The 18484-nt window shown below is 62.2% G+C and carries 21 protein-coding genes; 14 read left to right on the plus strand and 7 right to left on the minus strand.

Annotated features, from left to right (window positions below; genetic code table 11):
- Positions 1 to 67: 67 nt before the first annotated feature.
- Positions 68 to 1336, minus strand: a complete 1269-nt coding sequence (locus ACLGGT_RS11200) for an RsmB/NOP family class I SAM-dependent RNA methyltransferase (RefSeq protein ID WP_437196129.1) — start codon at positions 1334 to 1336, stop codon at positions 68 to 70.
- A 69-nt stretch (positions 1337 to 1405) separates the two neighbouring features.
- On the opposite strand from ACLGGT_RS11200, the gene ACLGGT_RS11205 reads away from it, so the two are divergent.
- The gene (locus tag ACLGGT_RS11205) at positions 1406 to 1597 is read left to right on the plus strand and encodes a DUF1674 domain-containing protein (protein ID WP_008281846.1); all 192 of its coding nucleotides are present in this window, start codon (positions 1406 to 1408) and stop codon (positions 1595 to 1597) included.
- A gap of 18 nt (positions 1598 to 1615) precedes the next feature.
- Here the strand turns inward: ACLGGT_RS11205 and ACLGGT_RS11210 are convergent, their stop codons facing one another.
- Together ACLGGT_RS11210 and dapB are read right to left on the minus strand one after the other, a co-directional pair.
- Positions 1616 to 1969 (minus strand): dihydrodipicolinate reductase, encoded by a 354-nt coding sequence (locus tag ACLGGT_RS11210; protein ID WP_081507812.1) that lies wholly within the window; start codon positions 1967 to 1969, stop codon positions 1616 to 1618.
- Between the two features lie 58 nt (positions 1970 to 2027).
- Positions 2028 to 2846: a 4-hydroxy-tetrahydrodipicolinate reductase gene (dapB, locus tag ACLGGT_RS11215; protein WP_219436125.1), complete on the minus strand. Its 819-nt coding sequence runs from the start codon at positions 2844 to 2846 to the stop codon at positions 2028 to 2030.
- A 162-nt stretch (positions 2847 to 3008) separates the two neighbouring features.
- On the opposite strand from dapB, the gene rbfA reads away from it, so the two are divergent.
- The 4 genes from rbfA to ACLGGT_RS11235 are packed head-to-tail and all read left to right on the plus strand — an operon-like array spanning position 3009 to position 5663.
- Positions 3009 to 3404 (plus strand): 30S ribosome-binding factor RbfA, encoded by a 396-nt coding sequence (rbfA, locus tag ACLGGT_RS11220; protein WP_037298203.1) that lies wholly within the window; start codon positions 3009 to 3011, stop codon positions 3402 to 3404.
- Complete coding sequence (locus ACLGGT_RS11225; RefSeq protein ID WP_437196132.1) at positions 3391 to 4149, plus strand: phosphodiester glycosidase family protein; 759 nt, start codon at positions 3391 to 3393, stop codon at positions 4147 to 4149. Before rbfA ends, ACLGGT_RS11225 begins: the two co-directional genes overlap by 14 nt.
- A gap of 36 nt (positions 4150 to 4185) precedes the next feature.
- On the plus strand, positions 4186 to 5091 hold the full coding sequence (gene truB, locus ACLGGT_RS11230) for a tRNA pseudouridine(55) synthase TruB (RefSeq protein ID WP_008281851.1): 906 nt from the start codon (positions 4186 to 4188) through the stop codon (positions 5089 to 5091).
- A complete protein-coding gene (locus tag ACLGGT_RS11235) occupies positions 5088 to 5663 on the plus strand; it encodes a DUF1643 domain-containing protein (protein ID WP_008281852.1) in 576 nt (191 codons plus the stop codon). Before truB ends, ACLGGT_RS11235 begins: the two co-directional genes overlap by 4 nt.
- On the opposite strand, the gene ACLGGT_RS11240 is transcribed toward ACLGGT_RS11235, so the two are convergent.
- Both ACLGGT_RS11240 and ACLGGT_RS11245 read right to left on the minus strand, forming a co-directional pair.
- Positions 5664 to 6296 (minus strand): enoyl-CoA hydratase/isomerase family protein, encoded by a 633-nt coding sequence (locus ACLGGT_RS11240; RefSeq protein WP_437196135.1) that lies wholly within the window; start codon positions 6294 to 6296, stop codon positions 5664 to 5666. It abuts the gene before it with no gap.
- Positions 6293 to 7042 carry an SDR family oxidoreductase gene (locus tag ACLGGT_RS11245; protein ID WP_437197412.1) on the minus strand — a complete coding sequence of 250 codons (750 nt, stop codon included), beginning with the start codon at positions 7040 to 7042 and terminating at the stop codon, positions 6293 to 6295. The genes ACLGGT_RS11240 and ACLGGT_RS11245 overlap by 4 nt, the downstream gene beginning before the upstream one ends.
- Before the next feature lie 130 nt (positions 7043 to 7172).
- Between ACLGGT_RS11245 and ACLGGT_RS11250 the strand changes: the two genes are divergently transcribed.
- From ACLGGT_RS11250 to ACLGGT_RS11265, 4 genes are all read left to right on the plus strand, one after another.
- Positions 7173 to 8693, plus strand: coding sequence for a DUF2125 domain-containing protein (locus ACLGGT_RS11250; RefSeq protein WP_437196136.1), 1521 nt, complete (start codon positions 7173 to 7175; stop codon positions 8691 to 8693).
- A gap of 111 nt (positions 8694 to 8804) precedes the next feature.
- Positions 8805 to 10157, plus strand: coding sequence for a TldD/PmbA family protein (locus ACLGGT_RS11255; RefSeq protein ID WP_437196138.1), 1353 nt, complete (start codon positions 8805 to 8807; stop codon positions 10155 to 10157).
- Positions 10144 to 10923: a 3'(2'),5'-bisphosphate nucleotidase CysQ gene (locus ACLGGT_RS11260; protein ID WP_437196139.1), complete on the plus strand. Its 780-nt coding sequence runs from the start codon at positions 10144 to 10146 to the stop codon at positions 10921 to 10923. The genes ACLGGT_RS11255 and ACLGGT_RS11260 overlap by 14 nt, the downstream gene beginning before the upstream one ends.
- 67 nt (positions 10924 to 10990) lie before the next feature.
- Positions 10991 to 11911, plus strand: coding sequence for a DMT family transporter (locus ACLGGT_RS11265; protein ID WP_008281859.1), 921 nt, complete (start codon positions 10991 to 10993; stop codon positions 11909 to 11911).
- Here ACLGGT_RS11265 and ACLGGT_RS11270 read toward each other — a convergent pair.
- On the minus strand, positions 11850 to 12668 hold the full coding sequence (locus ACLGGT_RS11270) for a glycosyltransferase (RefSeq protein ID WP_008281860.1): 819 nt from the start codon (positions 12666 to 12668) through the stop codon (positions 11850 to 11852). The two genes, ACLGGT_RS11265 and ACLGGT_RS11270, sit on opposite strands and share 62 nt — an antisense overlap.
- A 15-nt stretch (positions 12669 to 12683) precedes the next feature.
- A complete protein-coding gene (locus ACLGGT_RS11275) occupies positions 12684 to 13502 on the minus strand; it encodes a putative rhamnosyl transferase (RefSeq protein ID WP_437196142.1) in 819 nt (272 codons plus the stop codon).
- Positions 13503 to 13831: 329 nt separating this feature from the next.
- On the opposite strand from ACLGGT_RS11275, the gene rpsL reads away from it, so the two are divergent.
- From rpsL to rpsJ, 5 genes are all read left to right on the plus strand, one after another.
- Entirely contained in the window at positions 13832 to 14203 is a 372-nt protein-coding gene (gene rpsL, locus ACLGGT_RS11280) for a 30S ribosomal protein S12 (protein WP_008281863.1), read from the plus strand.
- Positions 14204 to 14215: 12 nt separating this feature from the next.
- Positions 14216 to 14686: a 30S ribosomal protein S7 gene (gene rpsG / locus ACLGGT_RS11285; RefSeq protein WP_008281864.1), complete on the plus strand. Its 471-nt coding sequence runs from the start codon at positions 14216 to 14218 to the stop codon at positions 14684 to 14686.
- A 20-nt stretch (positions 14687 to 14706) separates the two neighbouring features.
- The gene (gene fusA, locus ACLGGT_RS11290; RefSeq protein ID WP_008281865.1) at positions 14707 to 16830 is read left to right on the plus strand and encodes an elongation factor G; all 2124 of its coding nucleotides are present in this window, start codon (positions 14707 to 14709) and stop codon (positions 16828 to 16830) included.
- Positions 16831 to 16914: 84 nt separating this feature from the next.
- The gene (gene tuf / locus ACLGGT_RS11295; protein ID WP_008281866.1) at positions 16915 to 18090 is read left to right on the plus strand and encodes an elongation factor Tu; all 1176 of its coding nucleotides are present in this window, start codon (positions 16915 to 16917) and stop codon (positions 18088 to 18090) included.
- Positions 18091 to 18172: 82 nt separating this feature from the next.
- Positions 18173 to 18481, plus strand: coding sequence for a 30S ribosomal protein S10 (rpsJ, locus tag ACLGGT_RS11300; protein WP_008281867.1), 309 nt, complete (start codon positions 18173 to 18175; stop codon positions 18479 to 18481).
- Positions 18482 to 18484 lie beyond the last annotated feature (3 nt).

Raw genomic sequence — 18484 nt, forward strand, 5'->3', positions numbered from 1 at the left:
GCGTTGATGAGCACACTATAGCGGTGGGGGGAATCAAGTCACCGTTTCTTTGTTGGCTTTTCTGGCCTTAAAACCGGAGGCAGGCGATATAGAATCCATCCATTCCACCCAAGTCTGCCCAGTAATCGGGCCGCAGACGCAGCCCGCCTTCTTCGGTGATCCACGCGGGATCAATCCCCGGCTGCGCAAGGGCCGCGCGGTCTACTGTGAGGCCGGGATGACGCGCCAGCGCTTCCTCTACCTGACATTCGCCCTCGTCTGGCAAAAGCGAACAGGTGCAAAAGACAAGCCGCCCGCCGGGTTTCAGGAGGGTCAGCGCATGATCCAGCATCTCAGCCTGAAGGGTGATGAGCGCGCCAAAGTCTGAGCCGTCCTTGGCATGGGGCAGGTCGGGATGCCGCCGAATGGTGCCGGTCGCCGAACAGGGCGCGTCGAGCAGAATTGCGTCATAGGGTCCCCCCTGATGGGCGCGGGCATCCTCGACACGGCAGGTGGCCTCAAGCCCGGTGCGCGCAAGGTTTTCGGCGACACGCGCCATGCGGCGCTCTGACAGGTCCAGCGCTGTCACCTCGGCCCCTGCCGCGGCCAGTTGCAGCGTCTTGCCCCCCGGTGCGGCGCAGAGATCCAGCACTGTTTCGCCGGGCTGCGGGGCCAGAACCTGCACCGGCAAAGCGGCGGCAGCGTCCTGCACCCACCATGCGCCCTCGGCATAGCCGGGCAGGGCCGAGACCTGCCCCGGATCGCTGCGCCGCAGGGAACCCGTAGGCAAAAGCGTGGCACCCAGACGGTCTGCCCAGCCCTGCGGATCCGATTTCAGGGTGATGTCGAGCGCTGCCCCGGCGAAATGTGCGCGTTCCATCGCGGTGACGGCCCCCTTGCCCCAAGCCTCGACCAATGGGCCACGCAGCCAATCGGGCAGGCCGGGCTGGCGCAGGTCGTTCCAACTGCGCGGGGCCTCTTCGGCCACTTTGCGCAGCACGGCGTTGACCAGCCCCTTGAGATTGGCGTGACGCGGGCTCTGGCCGATAATGTCTACGGCGTCATTGACCACGCCATGCGACTCGCCGCCCTGTGCCAGCTCTACGGTTGCCAGACGCAGCACGTTCTGCACGGGCAGGGGCGGCCCCTTGCGCAGGTGGCGCGACAAGAGGCGGTCGGCGCGCGCCAGCCCGCGCAATGTTTCGGAGGCCAGCCGTTGCGCGCGGGCGCGGTCGGCGGGGGCAAGCGGATCAAGCGCGCCGCCCGCGATGAGATCGGACATAAGCCGCCCCTCGCCCAACACGCGGTCGAGCAGATGCGCCGCGGCGGAGCGGGCGGTGAGCTTGGGCTTTTTCATGGGCCATGTCCTTGGCGAAGGGTTGGCTGTGCGATATATCAGGGGGGTCTTGCCAAGGAAAGCCCGTCCATGACCGATGATACACAGACGCCGTCCCGTGATTTGCCCCCCGCAGCACAGCGCGCGCTTGCCGAAGCCGAGGCGCGGCGCAAAGCGGCCGAAGCACTGGACCTGCCGCGCGAATTGGGCGGCCGGCGTGAAGGTTTGGAACCCGTGCGCTACGGCGATTGGGAGAAGAAGGGCCTTGCCATCGACTTTTGAGGGGGCTGGCGCGCGGCGTTATCTCAGGCTGAGATCGGCAAACTGTCCAGCGCCCTGATCCGAGATGAAGCGCAGCGTGTTGCCCTGCACCCGCACGGCCTGACAGTTGGGGCCAAGATCCATGCTGCCCCAATAAAGATCACGGCAGAAGTAATCTCCGTTCCAGCGCCATGCGCCGGTCACATCGCGACCAAAGGCACGGCCTTTGATCTGGCCATCTGAGGTCACGTTCAAGGTGATGCCGAACCGCGTTAGATCACGGCCCTCGATCAGAGAAACGAAGCGGTCGCGTTTTGTCACCGGGGCAAAGCCCTCTGCCATGGCAGGGGCGGCAAGGCCGAGGATCAAAAGAACAGCAAGGACAACGCGCATCGGGACACCATAGACAAGTTGGTTTCTAAGGTGGTTACGCAGGAGTGCCCGGATCGGATCAGTTATCGCCGAGGCCCAGAACGTCGATCATGTCATAGCTACCCGGTTTGCGCCCCAGCCCCCAGAGTGCGGCCTTGAGCGCGCCACGCGCAAATATCGCGCGATCCGTGGCGATGTGGCGCAGGACGATCCGCTCGCCCGCCGCTGCAAAGATCACGTCATGCTCGCCCACGATGTCGCCGCCGCGAATGGCGGAAAAGCCGATGTGCCCGCGCGTGCGTTTGCCGGTGATGCCGTCGCGGGCGCGGTCGCTGGCCCGCTCGAGCGCCACCCCGCGCCCCTCTGCCGCCGCTTCGCCCAGCATGAGCGCCGTGCCCGAGGGTGCATCGACCTTTTGATTGTGATGCGCCTCGACGATCTCGATATCGAAATCCTCGTCCAAGGCCGCTGCCACGCGCTTGGTCAGTTGGGTAAGCAGGTTGACACCAAGGCTCATGTTGCCCGCGCGAATGATGACCGCATGGCGCGCGGCGGCGTCCAGCTTCGTCAAGTGCTCTGCCTCAAACCCGGTTGTGCCGATCACGTGCACGACCCGCGCCTGAGCTGCCAGAATGGCGAATTCCAGCGTGGCGGCAGGCGCGGTAAAGTCGATCACCGCATGGGCGCGCGCGATTGCCTCGAGCGGGTCATCGGTCACTGTGACACCGATCTCGGCCCCGCCCATGGCGCGGCCCACATCCTGCCCGATCCAATCGTGTCCGGGTCGCTCCAACGCGCCGATCAGCTGCGCGCGGGGGCTCTCAGCCAGCGTGCGGATCAGCATCTGGCCCATACGGCCCGAGGCCCCTGTGATCACGATGCCCGGCAGGTCGGTCATTGGTGGCTCCTTGGTGGTGATTGCGGGCCTGCATAGCGCGCCGGGCTTGAAGCGGCAAGGGCGCGGGTGACGGCACGGTCTGGGCAGGAGTATTTCAGCCAAGAAGAAGCTGGGCCGATTTCTCTGCTTGGAAATGCTGGTCCAAGCGATTAGATGCGGGGCATGGCAAAGAACAAGTTTCATGATGGGCCCGGCCCTTCGCAACGGCAGCTTCGCGTGGGCGAGTTGATCCGCAGGACGCTGTCCGAAGTGCTGATGCGCGGCGACATCCACGATCCCGACCTCAACCGTATTTCGGTGACGGTGGGCGAGGTGCGCACCTCGTCTGATCTGAAGATCGCGACGGCCTATGTGATGCCGTTGGGGGGCGAGGGGCAAGACGATCTGATCGCGCTCCTTGCGCGCAACAAGAACGAGTTGCGGCGCATGATCGGCAAGAAGGTGGGGCTGAAATACGCGCCCGATCTGCGGTTTCGGCTGGACGAGACCTTTGACCAGATGGATGAGACGCGACGCCTCTTTGATCAAGATACGGTGCGTCGGGATGTTGAAGGCTAGGCTCGGTCTTTTGCTTGTGGCGGTGTTCGGCTCTGGCGCGGGGCAGGCCGCAGAGTGCCGTGCCGAACGGTTCGAGGGCGAAAGCTATACCGTTTGCGCAGTGGACATGGTGCGCGATGACCTTCGGCTTTTTCTAAACAGCGCCGAGACCGGCACGCCGCTGGGCAGCTTTGGGGCAATTGAAGGCAAGCTGAAGGCCGAGGGCAAAACGCTGGTCTTTGCGATGAATGCAGGGATGTACCACGCAGATCGCAGCCCGGTGGGGCTGTATGTGGAGGCGGGCCAAGAGATGCGCGGCCTTGTCACCCGCGATGGCCCCGGCAATTTCGGGCTGTTGCCCAATGGGGTGTTTTGCATCCGTGATGGCCGCGCCGATGTGATCGAGACCCTGCGGTTTGCGCGCGAGCGCCCGCGCTGTCGTGATGCCAGCCAATCGGGTCCGATGCTGGTGATTGATGGCGCGCTGCATCCGCGGTTTCTGGTGGAAAGCGACAGCCGCTATATCCGCAACGGGGTAGGCACGTCGGAAGACGGGCGGCGGGCCTGGTTCGTGATCTCTGACCGGGCGGTGAATTTTCACACATTCGGGCGATTTTTTCGCGATCACCTGAGAGTGCGCCAAGCGCTTTACTTTGATGGCAAGGTATCGCGTCTGTTCGCGCCGGGCTTGGGCCGCTCTGACATCGGCTTTCCTCTGGGGCCGATGGTGGGCGCGGTGATTGACGCGGATGCTGCGGTGGATTAGGCGCTGCTGGCTTAGGCAACAGGCAAAGGGCCGGGCATGGCACGCAAACGCAAAGGGCGCGAGATTTCGGGGTGGCTGGTGGTGGACAAGCCCGCTGGCATGACCTCAACCGCCGTGGTCAACAAGGTGAAATGGGCGTTGCAGGCGCAAAAGGCGGGCCACGCCGGCACGCTCGACCCTGAGGCGACGGGGGTTTTGGCCGTAGCGCTTGGCGAGGCGACCAAGACGGTGCCCTATATCACCGACGCGCTCAAAGCCTATACGTTTTGCGTGCGATTGGGGCAGGCGACCAACACCGATGACACCGAGGGCGAGGTGATCGCCGAGAGCGACCGCCGTCCCACGGATGAGGACATCAAGGCGCTGCTTGGTAGCTTTGTCGGGGATGTGATGCAGGTGCCGCCGAAATATTCCGCCGTCAAGATTGACGGGCAACGCGCCTATAAGTTGGCGCGTGAGGGCGAAGAATTCGAAGTGGCAGCGCGGCCTCTGTGGGTTGAGGAATTGCTGCTCGTGGACCGGCCTGATGCGGATCATGCGGTGTTGGAAATGACCTGTGGCAAGGGCGGTTATGTGCGCTCGGTCGCACGGGATCTGGGCGAGAAGCTGGGTTGTTTCGGCCATGTGGCGTGGTTGCGGCGCGTTTGGTCGGGCCCGTTCGAGGCCGAGGATGGGTTGAGCATCGAGGACATCGACAAGCTGGCGCACACTCCGGAGTTGGAGGCGCATGTACGCCCGCTTGAAGAGGGGCTCGCGGATGTGCCCATGGTTGCGGCCACGCCCGAGGGCGCGGCGCGCCTGCGCAATGGCAACCCCGGCATGGTGATCGCGCAGGGCATTGAATATGGCGACGAATGCTGGGCCGCGATTGACGGCAAGGCTGTGGCTGTCGGGCGCTACAAGGCGGGGGAACTGCATCCTAGCCGGGTGTTTAATCAATGAGTGGGACTGCCCCCGATCATCTGCATGATCCGGGCGGCAAGGTGCGCTTGCGCCTGCCTGACGGGGTGGTCGGCGGGGCGGAATACTCGGCCTGCGGGCGGTATCGGCAGGTTTTGAGCCGCGATTGGACGGCTGACGGGGTGGCCCCGCGACGGGTGCTATTCGTGGGGATGAACCCGTCAGTCGCGAGCGCCGAGGTCTCTGATCCGACCTGTCATCGAGAAGTGATGTTCGCCAAGGATTGGGGATACTCGTTTTATTTCAAGGGCAACATGCTGGATTGGCGGGCGACCTCGCCCAAAGACCTGCCACGTGATCCCAATGAGGCGTGCAGCGAAGCGAATATCCCGGCACTGGTGGCAATGGCGGAGCAATGCGAAGTGGTTGTGCTGGCGTTTGGGAAACTTCACGCGCGGTATCAAGGGGTTGTGCGGCAGGCCCTGTGCGAGATTGCCGCGACGGGCAAGCCGCTGATGTGTCTTGGGTTGAACAAGGACGGATCGGCCAAACATCCGCTTTACCTGCGCAAGGATACACGGCTCAGGCCATTTCCTATGCCTGTGGTCGGGTGATCAGACCATCACGCGACACATCGCCTTGAGGGTGGTTGCATGGGCGGCTGAGGCGGAGAGGGCTGGTGCGGCCAATTCCTGCGCGGCTGCCAATACGCCGTCGCGCGGGACCACGCGGTCGAAAAGACCCCAGCCGAGCGCCTCTTCCGTGCTGAGCCGCGCCCCGGCCAAAAGGATCATCCGGGCGCGCGCCGGACCGATCAGGGCGGCAAGGCGGGCCGGGTCGCTGGGTTGCGGCAGAAATCCAAGCTTCATCACCGGATAGAATGCGCCCGCGCCTTCGGCGGCGATGCGGATGTCACAGGCGAGCGCCATGCCCATGGCCCCGCCTGCGACCGTACCGTTGAGTGCGGCGATGCTGAGGCCGGGCAGGGCCGCGATAGCGCCTGAGAGGCGTTCCCAAACCGGGCTGGTGGCAAGGCCGCCATGCACGGCCTCAAGATCGGCCCCGGCGGAAAACACGCGGCCTGCGCCGGTCAGGATGAATACGCGGGCCGCTTGCGCGGCTTCGGCGATTTCGGCCAAGTCGGTCAGCATCGCTTCGGTCAGGGCATTGGCCTTGTCCGGGCGGTTGAGGGTGGCAATCCAAAGCCCGCCGTCGCGTTCGAGCGTGACCAGAGGGGCCGTGGTCATACCAGCCCGACCCGGCGGCGGATGGCCTCGTCACGCAAGGAAATCTCTTGTCCTGCAAACTCAGCGGCATCAGGGCTGCACATCCACAAAAGGGCACGGGCGGGCCAGTCGGCGGGGATATGCATGGACCAGTCCAATTGACTAACGGGATTCACGCCGCTGGCCTTGATCTCGCGCTGCATGTCGGTGGCGACGGTGCCGGGCGAGAGACCCATGATGCGCACACCGGCGGATGCGGCCTCAAGATCCGCGCAGCGGGTGAGCATCGCGGCCCCGGCCTTGGAGGTGCAATAGGCGCTCCATCCCTCGAGTGGGCTATGGGCTGCCCCAGAGCTGACGGTCAGGATGCTGCCCGAGCCGCGCGTGATCATGCCGGGCAGGGCCGCGCGCATGCCGTTGAACACGCCCTTGAGGTTGATGTCGATGGCGCGCGCCCATGCTTCTGGATCGGCCTCTGACAGGCTGGTGATCGGCTCGATCACGCCTGCATTGTTGATGAGTACATCCAACTGACCAAAGGCCGTGTGGCAGGCGGCGACGGCGGCCTCCATTTCCCAGTAGCGGCTGACATCGCAGGGGATGGCGATGGCCGAAGGGCCAATTTCGCCAGCCAGTTCGGCAATCGCCTCGGCGTTGCGCGCGACCAGTGCCACCTGCGCGCCCGCAGCGGCAAAAACCCGCGCAGCGGCGGCACCGATCCCTTTGCTGGCGCCGGTGATGAGAACGCATTTGCCTTGCATATCCATAGTATTCCCCTTCATCAGTGCCCCCGTCCTAACGCCGGGGTGGGCCAAGTTCCAGTCAGATCATCCCTTGACCATGATGCCGGGACAACCGAAGTTGTCGGTAACTCCGATTTTCAAAAAGGTGCTCTCGATGTCCTATATGCGCACGCTTGCCGCTTCTACCTCTGTTCTTTGCCTGTCGGCGACAGCTGGATTTGCTGATCTAACCGCCGCCGAAGTCTGGCAGGATTGGCAGAGCTATCTGGAAAGCAATGGCTATACCGTGACGGCCCAGACCGCGCAGGCGGGCGACACGCTGACGATCCGCGATCTGGCGATGCGGTTGGCCGTCCCCGAAGAGGGCGGCACGGTCGAGCTGCGCATGGGAGAGATGCAACTGGTCGAGCAAGGCGACGGATCGGTGGCCGTGATCCTGCCCGAGGTCATGCCGATTGCGATGGACCTCAAGGACGAGACCGGTGAGCAGGTGGCGATCACGATGCAGGTTGCGCAAAAGGGCATGGAAATGGTCGTGACCGGGGACCCAAGCGCCATGACCTATGACTATGCGGCGCAAGAGGTGGCGATGACGCTGAACGATATCGTCACGAGCGAGAACACAGTTGAAATTGGTTTGGCCGAAATTCGCATGACCGATATGGAAGGTCAGCATCAGAGCGCGCTTGATGGTGGCATGCGCGCCGTCACACAAGAGCTGACGGCTGGTCCGGTGGTCTATGAGATTGATTTCACCGACACCGAGGAAGGTGGGCGCGCCGAAATTCAAGGCACGATGGCGCGGCTGAGCATGACCGGGGATGGCGATATGGTCGATGGCGTTGACACCACCGACATGGCGGCGGCCTTGCGCGCCGGGTTTCGGGTGGACAGCCTAATCGACTATGAAGATGGGAACACGGCCTACACGCTGACCAGTGAGGACGGGGTTGTCGAGGGAACGCAAAGTTCGCAAGGCGGTCAGCTGCGCGTGGGTATGGGGCCGGACGGCTTGCTCTATGGCGGCGAGGGGCGCGACGTGCGCATGGCCTTGGAGGGCAGCGCGATGCCATTTCCGGTGACGGCCGAAATGGCGCGGATGGGGTTCAACCTATTGATGCCTGTGTCCAAGAGCGACGAAACGCAGGATTTCGCCTTGGGGCTGGAATTCGGCGGGTTTACCATGGCCGACTCGCTTTGGGCGATGTTCGATCCGGCTGCGCAGCTGCCGCGCGATCCCGCGACGATCAATGTCGACCTGTCGGGTAAGGGCCGGCTCTTTTTCGATCTGCTGGACCCGGAACAGATGACCAAGCTTGAGGAAAGCGACGAGGTGCCGGGCGAGGTTGAAAGCCTTGTTCTGAATGACCTGACGGTGGAGCTTGCGGGTGCCAAGCTGACCGGGGCAGGGGCGTTTACCTTTGATCAGTCGGACTTGACCAGCTTTGATGGGGTGCCCGCACCGGAAGGCGCGATTGATCTGCGTCTGGTCGGGGGCAATGGTCTGCTGGATACGCTGATCGGCATGGGTTTTGTGGCCGAGGATCAGGCGATGATGGTGCGGATGATGGCCGGCATGTTTGCGCGCACGGGGGCGGGCGAGGATGAGCTGACCTCGCGCATCGAAGTGACCGAGGACGGGCAGGTTCTGGCCAACGGTCAGCGTCTGAAATAACGCGAAAATTATCGCACAGAGGGGCCACGGGCGCAGGCGCGTGGCCCTTTTGCTTGGGCGCGGGCTTGCGCGTGGGGGGGCGGCGGTCTACCTCAGGGCGGCAACAAGGAGATGTCCATGGCGAAAGCGCTCGATGAATTGACCCACGCGCTGATTGATGCGGCGCTGAAGGCGGGGGCAGAGTCTGCGGATGCGATAGCCCTGCGCGGGCAGTCGATCACAATCGACATGCGCGGTGGCACGCTAGAGCAGGCAGAGCGGGCCGAGGGCGTGGACATCGGTTTGCGGGTCTTGATCGGGGGCCGGCAGGCGACGGTTTCAGCCTCGGATACCGGGGCCATGACGATTGCGGCCTTGGCCGAACGGGCGGTGGCGATGGCACGGGAAGCCCCGGTTGATCCCTATGCCGGGCTGGCCGATGCGGGGCAGCTGGCGAAAGATTGGGATGTGGCGGCGCTGGAACTGTGTGATCCGGCACCCGAGCCTGCGCCCGATGCCTTGGCACGGATGGCACAGGAGGCAGAGGCGGCGGCCTTGGCGGTTGATGGTGTGACGCAGGTGCAATCCGCGACGGCAGGTTACAGCCACCGCGCGGTGCATATTGCGGCAAGCAACGGGTTTTCGGGTGGCTATGCCCGCAGCGATACCGGCCTGTCTTGCGTGGCGATAGCGGGGACAGGCACCGGTATGGAGCGCGATTATGATGGCGATAGCCGGATTTTCGCCAGCGATTTACGGGATGCGGCGGAGATCGGGCAAAGGGCCGGTCTGCGCGCGGTGGAGCGTCTGGGCGCGCGCCGTCCGCGCACCGGGGCCTATCCGGTGCTGTTTGACGAGCGTGTTTCTGGCACGTTGATCGGGCATCTCTTGGCTGCGGCGAATGGCGCGTCGGTGGCGCGGGGGTCGTCTTGGCTGCGGGGGCGGTTGGGCGAGCAGGTGCTGCCCAAGGCGCTCTCGGTGTTGGAAGACCCGCACCGTACGCGCGTGAGCGGGTCGCGCCCCTTTGATGCAGAGGGGCTGCCGACCGCCAAGCGGGCGATTGTGCAGGACGGCATGCTGATGGGCTGGACGCTTGATCTGGCCAATGCGCGCAAGCTGGGGATGCAGAGCACGGCCAATGCCACGCGCGGCACATCCTCTGCGCCCTCGCCGGGGACGTGGAATATCGCGCTCACGCAGGGCGCGCAGAGCCGCGATGATCTGATCCGCGAGATGGGAACGGGCCTGTTGGTCACGTCGATGATCGGCTCGACGATCAATCCCAACACCGGCGATTATTCGCGGGGGGCGGCGGGGTTTTGGGTGGAGAATGGCGAGATTGCCTATTCGGTCAATGAATGCACGATCGCGGGCAGTCTGCCAGAGATGTTGCGCCGCCTGATTCCGGCCAATGACGCGCGCACGCATTTGGGGCGGGTTGTGCCATCGCTGCTGATCGAGGGGCTGACGCTTGCCGGGGAATGACCTCGCACTCTTGATCGAGGCTGCGCGTGAGGCGGGCCGGATTGCGACCGCCTATGTCGGTGGGCCATTAGAGGTGCAGGACAAGGCCGGGGGGGCAGGCCCGGTGACGGCGGCGGATCTCGCGGTCAATGCGATGCTGGCGGAGCAATTGCGCAGCGCACGGCCCGACTATGGTTGGTTGTCGGAAGAGAGCGAGGATACGACCGCACGATTGGCGGCGGATCGGGTGTTCATTGTCGATCCCATCGACGGCACGCGCAGTTTCATCGAAGGCAATCACAATTGGGCGCATTCGCTCGCTGTGGCGCAGGGCGGTGTGGTGGTGGCCGCCGCGATCTATCTGCCGATGCGCGACAAACTCTATGCCGCGGCTGCGGGTGAGGGGGCCACGTTGAATGGCCTGCCGATCCGGGCCACGGGCCGGGCCGATCTGGTGGGGGCGTCTATTCTGGCCTCCAAGCCGAATTATGCGCCCGAGCATTGGCGTGATGGCCACGTGCCCGAGGTGGCGCGCGCCTTTCGCCCGTCTTTGGCCTATCGCCTCAGCCTTGTGGCGGAGGGGCGCTATGATGCGATGATGACGCTGCGCCCGTCCTGGGAATGGGATATCGCGGCGGGCGATCTGATTTTGCGCGAGGCAGGCGCGATGACCTCCGACCGCCGCGCCGCACCGCTGCGGTTCAACAATCCGGTGCCGATGGTGGATGGTGTTTTGGCCGCGAACCCGATGCTGCACGGAGCTTTGCACGCCGCATTGGCGGGGTGATGCCCCTTGCACCCAGCGGCGATCCACGTCTAATGCGCAGGCGACAGGATCAAAAAACAGGCACATCATGCCCCGCTCCGACAATCTGACCGGCGCCCTCTTGATGATGGGTTCTATGGCGGCGTTTACGCTGAACGACGCCATGATCAAGGCGTTGGCCGGGCAAGTGCCGCTGTTTCAGGTGATGTTCCTGCGCGGATTGGTGACGACGATCCTGGTCGCGTTGATTGCCTGGAAGATGGGCGCGCTCAAGCGGCATTTGCCGCGCGAGGACTGGGGGCCGGTGTTCTGGCGCATGGTGGGCGAGATCGGATCGGCCTATTTCTTTGTCACAGCGCTTTATCACATGCCGCTGGCCAATATCAGCGCGATCATGCAGGCCCTGCCGCTGACGCTGACGCTGGCTGCCGCGCTCTTTTTCCGCGAGCCGGTGGGTTGGCGGCGGATGGCCGCGATCATGGCGGGGTTCATCGGCGTCATGCTGATCGTGCGGCCGGGAACCGAAGGGTTCAACATCTATTCGGTTTATGGATTGGCGGCGGTGGCCTTTGTCACGCTGCGCGATCTGGCAACGCGGCGGTTATCGCGTGATGTGCCCTCTATGCTGGTGACGCTGTTCAATTCGTTCTTCATCATGGCCTTTTTCGGTCTGGGAAGCCTGACCGGAGAATGGGTGGCGTTGGATGGTCGGGCCGCTCTTTTGATTTGCGGTGCCGCGGTGATGATTATTGGCGGCTATCTGTTTTCGATCATGGTGATGCGCGTCGGCGAGATCAGTTTTGTGGCCCCGTTCCGCTATACCAGCCTGATCTGGGCGCTGATCCTCGGCTGGCTGGCCTTTGGAGACTGGCCGCAGACCTTGACCTTGGTCGGGGCCGGAATCGTGGTGGCGAGTGGTCTTTTCACCCTCTACCGCGAGGCGCAGATCAGCCGACGGGCCAAGGCGGATTTGAAAAGACAGCTTTCACTTGGTCCTCGTCCACGTTGAACTGAGACTTGAAGAACGCCGCTTCGCGTGCATCGATCGGATGCATCGGGCCGGTCTGGTATTTGGCATGCGAGTCGTTGTCGCTATGTTTGGCCCGCAAGTACATATGCGGGCCGGGCTGGATCAGCGTGGGCATATCAAAATGCAGCTTGTGATGGCCAAAGTTCATAACGGTCAGCGGATCACCGGGGCGAAACAATACCGCAAGGCCACAGGCCCAAAAGGGCGCCTGAAGCTCTTCGGCGATGATCCCGCGGTCTGAGAGGGTGACGGAATAGCCCCGGTTATAGTCAATGGCTAAATGCCGCCAGCTCTTGCGCATGGTGCGGGTGTGTTTCTCGAACCAGCGCAGGCTGCGCACAAAGCTGAGGCCGACGGCATCATCATCATCGAGGCGGAATTGCATGGAAAGGTCGGTATCCTCGCCCAGTTCCTCCTTGATCGCCAGTTGCATGGCAAGGCGATGCTTCATCGGTTCGCTTTCGATGATTTTGATCTGCGGCACCGGGGCGGTCAGGTCATGCAGCCGGTCCAAGTAGGGTTTCGGCATGTTCTGCCCGATCATCACCAGGAAGGTGAAATCGGGGTTCTGTTGGGCGGCAATCGAGGGCAGGGTGAGGCATTCAAAATGGCGAAAGCGCAGCTCCATCCGGGCGGGGGCATAGAGATAGGCCTCGCGCTCTTTGACAGTGTCATGCATCCGTTTGAAGCCGCCCAAGGCGGGATAGGAAAACCGGCAGATTCCGATCACGCGCATGCCCTGTCCTGACCTCTAGCGAAAGCTGGCGCGGACGTTGTCCGCATCAATATGAAATTGTGCGCGAAAGAGTGCTTCGCCCTCGGCATCCAACAGCGACAGTTTGGGCATTCTGACCCCCTCTTTCTGGCGCGAGTCGTTATAGCCGTTATGCCCGCGCACGAACATCGGTTCCTCTGGCCAAGAAAGCGTGGGCACATTCTGCCAGAGGCGGGCGTGGGAATAGTTCATGATCGTATGACGCACACCGGGGCGCACCGAAAGGGCAAGGGCCGGTGTCCACATATGCTGAAACGTGGCCGAGGCCAGAATCCCATCCGGCGTGGGCGTTGCGACAAATCCATTGACGAAATCAATCGCGACGTGGCGATTGCTGCGCAAAAGCCCACGTGCGTTCGTGGCCAGTTTGCGCAGCCGTTTGACAAAATGCACGGAAACCGCATCGTCATCATCCATGCGGAATTGCAGCGATGGCAAATCGCTGTCGATAAGGGCCTCGTTGATGACCTCTCGCATCACGTCGCGGTGGCGCCCCGGGGCACGGACGATGACGCGCGCCTGTGGCAGGCCGCTGAGATTGTCCATCAGGCGGGCGTGGTCCAGGCGCGGCATATTGGGGCCGATGACCACCAGTAGGGTGAATTCCGGATCGCTCTGTGCGCGCAGGGGCGGCAAGGTGAACTGCTCAAACAGGCGAAAGCGTTCCTGCATCCGTTCGGGGGCATAAAGATAGGCCTCACGTTCGGCGGTTTCAGTATGTTCGACCTGAAATCCGCCAAGGGCTGGATAGGAAAACCGGCACAGGCCGATCACCTGCGAATTTGCATTTTCCATCCTGCCCTGCATGCTTTAGACTGCCGCTATCGACTGTGGCATTGGCCTGCTGTGAACGCAAGTCCGGACCTGTTGACAACCCCCGCGACTCCCCCTATACGCGCCCCATCCATGGCTGAGGGGGTCGCCCCGTCGCCTGTATCAGAACTGTAGTGGTCAAGATCCGGGCGAATGCGCCCCGATCCTCTGGAAACCCACCGCGTCGGACCCGATTGATAGGGTGCGATTGCGGTCTTTGCGTATTGCGGACGCGTGATTCGCTTTTGATTAACCGCATGGGGCTGGTCCTTGTGCAGACACATGTGTTGAGAGACGGGGAAATAACCGGAATGCCAACGATCCAACAGCTGATCCGCAAGCCGCGGCAGCCGAAAGTCAGAACCACCAAGTCACAGCATCTTCAGGGCTGCCCGCAAAAGCGTGGCGTCTGTACGCGCGTCTATACGACGACGCCGAAGAAGCCGAACTCGGCCATGCGTAAGGTTGCCAAGGTGCGCCTGACCAATGGCTTTGAGGTCATCAGCTACATTCCCGGCGAGAGCCACAACCTTCAGGAGCACTCTGTGGTTCTGATCCGTGGCGGCCGTGTAAAAGACCTTCCCGGTGTGCGTTACCACATCCTGCGCGGCGTTCTCGATACGCAAGGCGTCAAGGATCGTAAGCAGCGCCGTTCGAAATATGGCGCGAAGCGTCCGAAGTAAGAGGAATCACAGATGTCTCGTCGTCACGCCGCAGAAAAACGCGAAGTCCTGCCCGATGCCAAGTATGGTGATCGGGTTCTGACCAAGTTCATGAACAACCTGATGATCGACGGTAAGAAATCCGTCGCTGAAACGATCGTCTACAACGCGCTCGAGCGCGTCGAAGGCAAGATCAAGCGCGCCCCCGTGGAAGTGTTCCACGAAGCGCTCGACAACATCAAGCCGTCGGTCGAAGTGCGCTCGCGCCGCGTCGGTGGTGCCACCTATCAGGTGCCCGTCGAAGTGCGCCCCGAGCGTCGTGAAGCACTGGCGATCCGCTGGCTGATCAACGCGTCGCGCTCGCGCAACGAGAACACGATGGAAGAGCGTCTGGCAGGCGAACTGCTTGATGCAGTCCAGAGCCGCGGTTCGGCCGTGAAAAAGCGCGAAGACACCCACAAGATGGCAGACGCAAACAAAGCGTTCAGCCACTACCGCTGGTAAACCTCAGAGGCATTTGAATCATGGCACGCGACTATCCCCTCCAGCGTTACCGGAATTTCGGGATCATGGCCCACATCGATGCGGGCAAGACCACGACCACCGAGCGCATTCTGTTCTACACCGGCAAGTCCCACAAAATCGGCGAAGTCCACGACGGCGCCGCAACGATGGACTGGATGGAGCAGGAGCAGGAACGCGGTATCACCATTACTTCGGCTGCGACCACGACCTTCTGGCAACGTCAGGAAGATCCGGGCGCAGAGGGTGCGTCGGATACCAAGTACCGCTTCAACATCATCGACACCCCCGGCCACGTCGACTTTACCATTGAAGTCGAGCGTTCGCTGGCGGTTCTCGATGGCGCGATCTGTCTTTTGGACGGGAACGCCGGTGTCGAGCCGCAGACCGAAACCGTGTGGCGTCAGGCTGACCGCTACAAGGTGCCGCGTCTCGTGTTCGTAAACAAGATGGACAAGATCGGCGCTGACTTCTTTAACTGCGTCAAGATGATCAAGGACCGCACCGGGGCTATCCCCGCGCCTGTGGCTCTGCCGATCGGTGCCGAAGATCAACTCGAAGGCATCATCGACCTGATCAAGATGGAAGAATGGGTCTGGAAGGGCGAAGATCTGGGCGCGTCCTGGGTTCGCCAGCCGATCCGTGACGACCTCAAGGATATGGCCGACGAATGGCGTGCCAACCTGATTGAAGTCGCCGTCGAAATGGACGACGACGCGATGGAAGGGTATCTCGAAGGCAAAGAGCCCGATGAGGCAACGCTGCGTTCGCTGATCCGCAAGGGCACGCTGTCTCTCAGCTTTGTTCCCGTTCTGGTTGGCTCTGCCTTCAAGAACAAGGGCGTGCAGCCGCTTCTGAATGCCGTGATCGACTTCTTGCCGTCGCCGCTCGACGTTCCTCCGTATATGGGCTTTAGCCCGGATGACGAGACCGAGACCCGTAACATCGCGCGCCATGCCGATGATGCAGAGCCGTTCTCGGCACTCGCGTTCAAGATCATGAACGACCCGTTCGTGGGATCGCTGACCTTTACCCGGATTTACTCGGGTCAAATGAAAAAAGGTGACGCGATGCTCAATTCGACCAAGGGCAAGAAAGAGCGCGTTGGCCGGATGATGATGATGCATGCCATCAACCGCGAAGAGATCGAAGAGGCGTTTGCAGGCGATATTATCGCTCTGGCCGGTCTGAAAGAGACCACCACGGGTGACACGCTCTGCGATCCGACCAAGCCGGTTGTTCTGGAAACCATGACCTTCCCCGATCCGGTTATCGAGATCGCGGTTGAACCCAAGACCAAAGGCGACCAAGAGAAAATGTCGGCGGGTCTGGCCCGTCTGGCGGCAGAAGACCCCTCTTTCCGCGTCGAGACCGATATTGAATCCGGTCAGACGATCATGAAGGGCATGGGCGAACTGCATCTCGACATTCTGGTTGACCGTCTGCGTCGCGAGTTCAAGGTTGAGGCCAATATCGGTGCGCCGCAAGTGGCTTACCGTGAGACCATCAGCCATATGGTCGAGCATACCTACACCCACAAGAAACAGTCGGGTGGTTCGGGTCAGTTCGCCGAGGTCAAGCTGGTCATCACGCCGACAGAACCGGGCGAAGGCTTTAGCTTTGAAAGCAAGATCGTTGGCGGTGCCGTGCCCAAGGAATATATCCCGGGTGTCGAAAAGGGTATCCGTTCGGTGATGGACAGCGGCCCGCTCGCTGGCTTTCCGGTGATCGACTTCAAGGTCGCGCTGATCGACGGCAAGTATCACGACGTGGACTCTTCGGTCATGGCGTTCGAGATTGCTGGCCGGATGGGCATGCGCGAAGGTCTCAAGAAGGCCGGTGCCAAGCTGCTCGAGCCGGTTATGAAGGTCGAAGTCGTGACGCCCGAGGAATATACCGGCAACGTCATCGGCGATCTTACGTCGCGGCGTGGGCAGGTTTCGGGTCAGGAGCAGCGCGGCAACGCGATTGCGATCAATGCAAACGTGCCGCTGGCCAATATGTTCGGCTATATCAACACGCTGCGCTCGATGTCTTCGGGACGCGCCCAGTTCACCATGCAATTCTCGCATTATGAGCCGGTTCCGCACAACATCTCTGAAGAGATCCAGAAGAAATACGCATAACGGCGGTGGGCAATTTGCCCACCCTACCACCCCTGTAGGGTGCGCCATCGCGCACCGCATTCGAACCAAGAAGGAGCCAGAACAATGGCAAAGGAAAAGTTTGCACGTAACAAGCCGCATGTGAACATCGGCACGATTGGTCACGTTGACCACGGCAAGACGACGTTGACGGCGGCGATCACCAAGTATTTCGGCGAGTTCCGGGCCTATGACCAGATTGACGGGGCGCCTGAAGAGAAGGCGCGCGGGATCACGATCTCGACCGCGCATGTGGAGTATGAGACCGAGGCGCGTCACTATGCGCATGTCGACTGCCCCGGCCACGCCGACTATGTGAAGAACATGATCACCGGTGCCGCCCAGATGGATGGCGCGATCTTGGTTGTGAACGCGGCTGACGGCCCGATGCCGCAGACGCGCGAGCACATCCTGCTTGGTCGTCAGGTGGGCATCCCCTTCATGGTCGTCTACATGAACAAGGTCGATCAGGTGGATGACGAAGAGCTGCTCGAGCTGGTCGAGATGGAGATCCGCGAGCTGCTGACCTCCTACGACTATCCCGGCGACGATATTCCGATCGTGCGCGGCTCGGCGCTGCATGCGATGAACGGCACCCAGCCGGAGATCGGCGAGAACTCGATCCGCGCGCTGATGGAAGCGGTCGACAGCTATATCCCGACGCCCGCACGCGCCGTGGACCAGCCGTTCCTGATGCCGATCGAAGACGTGTTCTCGATCTCGGGCCGTGGCACGGTTGTGACCGGTCGTATCGAGCGTGGCGTGATCAACGTCGGCGACAGCATCGAGATCGTGGGCATCCGCGACACCAAGACCACCACCTGCACGGGCGTCGAGATGTTCCGCAAGCTCTTGGATCGTGGGGAAGCGGGCGACAACATCGGCGCACTCTTGCGCGGTGTGGACCGTGAGGGTGTCGAGCGCGGCCAGGTGCTGTGCAAGCCCGGTTCGGTCAAGCCGCACACCAAGTTCGAGGCTGAGGCCTATATCCTGACCAAGGAAGAGGGTGGCCGTCACACGCCGTTCTTTGCCAACTACCGCCCGCAGTTCTACTTCCGCACCACGGACGTGACCGGCACGGTGATGCTGCCCGAGGGCACCGAAATGGTGATGCCGGGCGACAACCTGAAGTTCACGGTTGAGCTGATCGCGCCCATCGCCATGGAAGACGGCCTGCGCTTCGCCATCCGCGAAGGCGGCCGCACCGTCGGCGCCGGCGTCGTGTCGAAGATCATCGAGTAACAACCTTTAAGGGTTCGACGAGGGAGGCCGGATGGTCCGGCCTTCCTCCTATCAACTCCAATGCCGCGAAAGGCTAAGACAAATGCAAAGCCAAAATATTCGCATTCGGCTCAAGGCGTTTGATTACCGTGTGCTGGATGCCAGCACGCAGGAAATCGTCAATACCGCCAAACGGACCGGTGCCCAGGTGCGTGGGCCGATCCCGCTGCCGAACAAGATCGAGAAATTCACGGTTCTGCGTAGTCCGCACGTGAACAAGAAATCCCGCGACCAGTTCGAGATCCGGACGCATAAGCGTCTCTTGGACATCGTCGATCCCACGCCGCAGACGGTGGACGCGCTGATGAAGCTCGACCTCGCCGCTGGCGTGGACGTGCAGATTTCGGTTTAAGGA

Origin of the sequence: Roseovarius sp. MS2 (assembly GCF_051447875.1) — a bacterium.
GTDB lineage: Bacteria > Pseudomonadota > Alphaproteobacteria > Rhodobacterales > Rhodobacteraceae > Roseovarius > Roseovarius mucosus_A.

Bases quoted from the DNA above. Each gene is read 5' to 3' on its own strand.
- fusA (WP_008281865.1), top strand. From the start codon at position 14,707: ATGGCACGCGACTATCCCCTCCAGCGTTACCGGAATTTCGGGATCATG.
- ACLGGT_RS11250 (WP_437196136.1), top strand. From the start codon at position 7,173: ATGTCCTATATGCGCACGCTTGCCGCTTCTACCTCTGTTCTTTGCCTG.
- ACLGGT_RS11205 (WP_008281846.1), top strand. From the start codon at position 1,406: ATGACCGATGATACACAGACGCCGTCCCGTGATTTGCCCCCCGCAGCA.
- rpsJ (WP_008281867.1), top strand. From the start codon at position 18,173: ATGCAAAGCCAAAATATTCGCATTCGGCTCAAGGCGTTTGATTACCGT.
- ACLGGT_RS11270 (WP_008281860.1), bottom strand. From the start codon at position 12,668: ATGCGCGTGATCGGAATCTGCCGGTTTTCCTATCCCGCCTTGGGCGGC.
- ACLGGT_RS11200 (WP_437196129.1), bottom strand. From the start codon at position 1,336: ATGAAAAAGCCCAAGCTCACCGCCCGCTCCGCCGCGGCGCATCTGCTC.
- dapB (WP_219436125.1), bottom strand. From the start codon at position 2,846: ATGACCGACCTGCCGGGCATCGTGATCACAGGGGCCTCGGGCCGTATG.
- ACLGGT_RS11225 (WP_437196132.1), top strand. From the start codon at position 3,391: ATGTTGAAGGCTAGGCTCGGTCTTTTGCTTGTGGCGGTGTTCGGCTCT.
- rpsL (WP_008281863.1), top strand. From the start codon at position 13,832: ATGCCAACGATCCAACAGCTGATCCGCAAGCCGCGGCAGCCGAAAGTC.
- ACLGGT_RS11235 (WP_008281852.1), top strand. From the start codon at position 5,088: ATGAGTGGGACTGCCCCCGATCATCTGCATGATCCGGGCGGCAAGGTG.
- ACLGGT_RS11240 (WP_437196135.1), bottom strand. From the start codon at position 6,296: ATGACCACGGCCCCTCTGGTCACGCTCGAACGCGACGGCGGGCTTTGG.
- ACLGGT_RS11265 (WP_008281859.1), top strand. From the start codon at position 10,991: ATGCCCCGCTCCGACAATCTGACCGGCGCCCTCTTGATGATGGGTTCT.
- rpsG (WP_008281864.1), top strand. From the start codon at position 14,216: ATGTCTCGTCGTCACGCCGCAGAAAAACGCGAAGTCCTGCCCGATGCC.
- ACLGGT_RS11275 (WP_437196142.1), bottom strand. From the start codon at position 13,502: ATGGAAAATGCAAATTCGCAGGTGATCGGCCTGTGCCGGTTTTCCTAT.
- ACLGGT_RS11210 (WP_081507812.1), bottom strand. From the start codon at position 1,969: ATGCGCGTTGTCCTTGCTGTTCTTTTGATCCTCGGCCTTGCCGCCCCT.
- ACLGGT_RS11255 (WP_437196138.1), top strand. From the start codon at position 8,805: ATGTCCATGGCGAAAGCGCTCGATGAATTGACCCACGCGCTGATTGAT.
- tuf (WP_008281866.1), top strand. From the start codon at position 16,915: ATGGCAAAGGAAAAGTTTGCACGTAACAAGCCGCATGTGAACATCGGC.
- truB (WP_008281851.1), top strand. From the start codon at position 4,186: ATGGCACGCAAACGCAAAGGGCGCGAGATTTCGGGGTGGCTGGTGGTG.
- ACLGGT_RS11245 (WP_437197412.1), bottom strand. From the start codon at position 7,042: ATGGATATGCAAGGCAAATGCGTTCTCATCACCGGCGCCAGCAAAGGG.
- rbfA (WP_037298203.1), top strand. From the start codon at position 3,009: ATGGCAAAGAACAAGTTTCATGATGGGCCCGGCCCTTCGCAACGGCAG.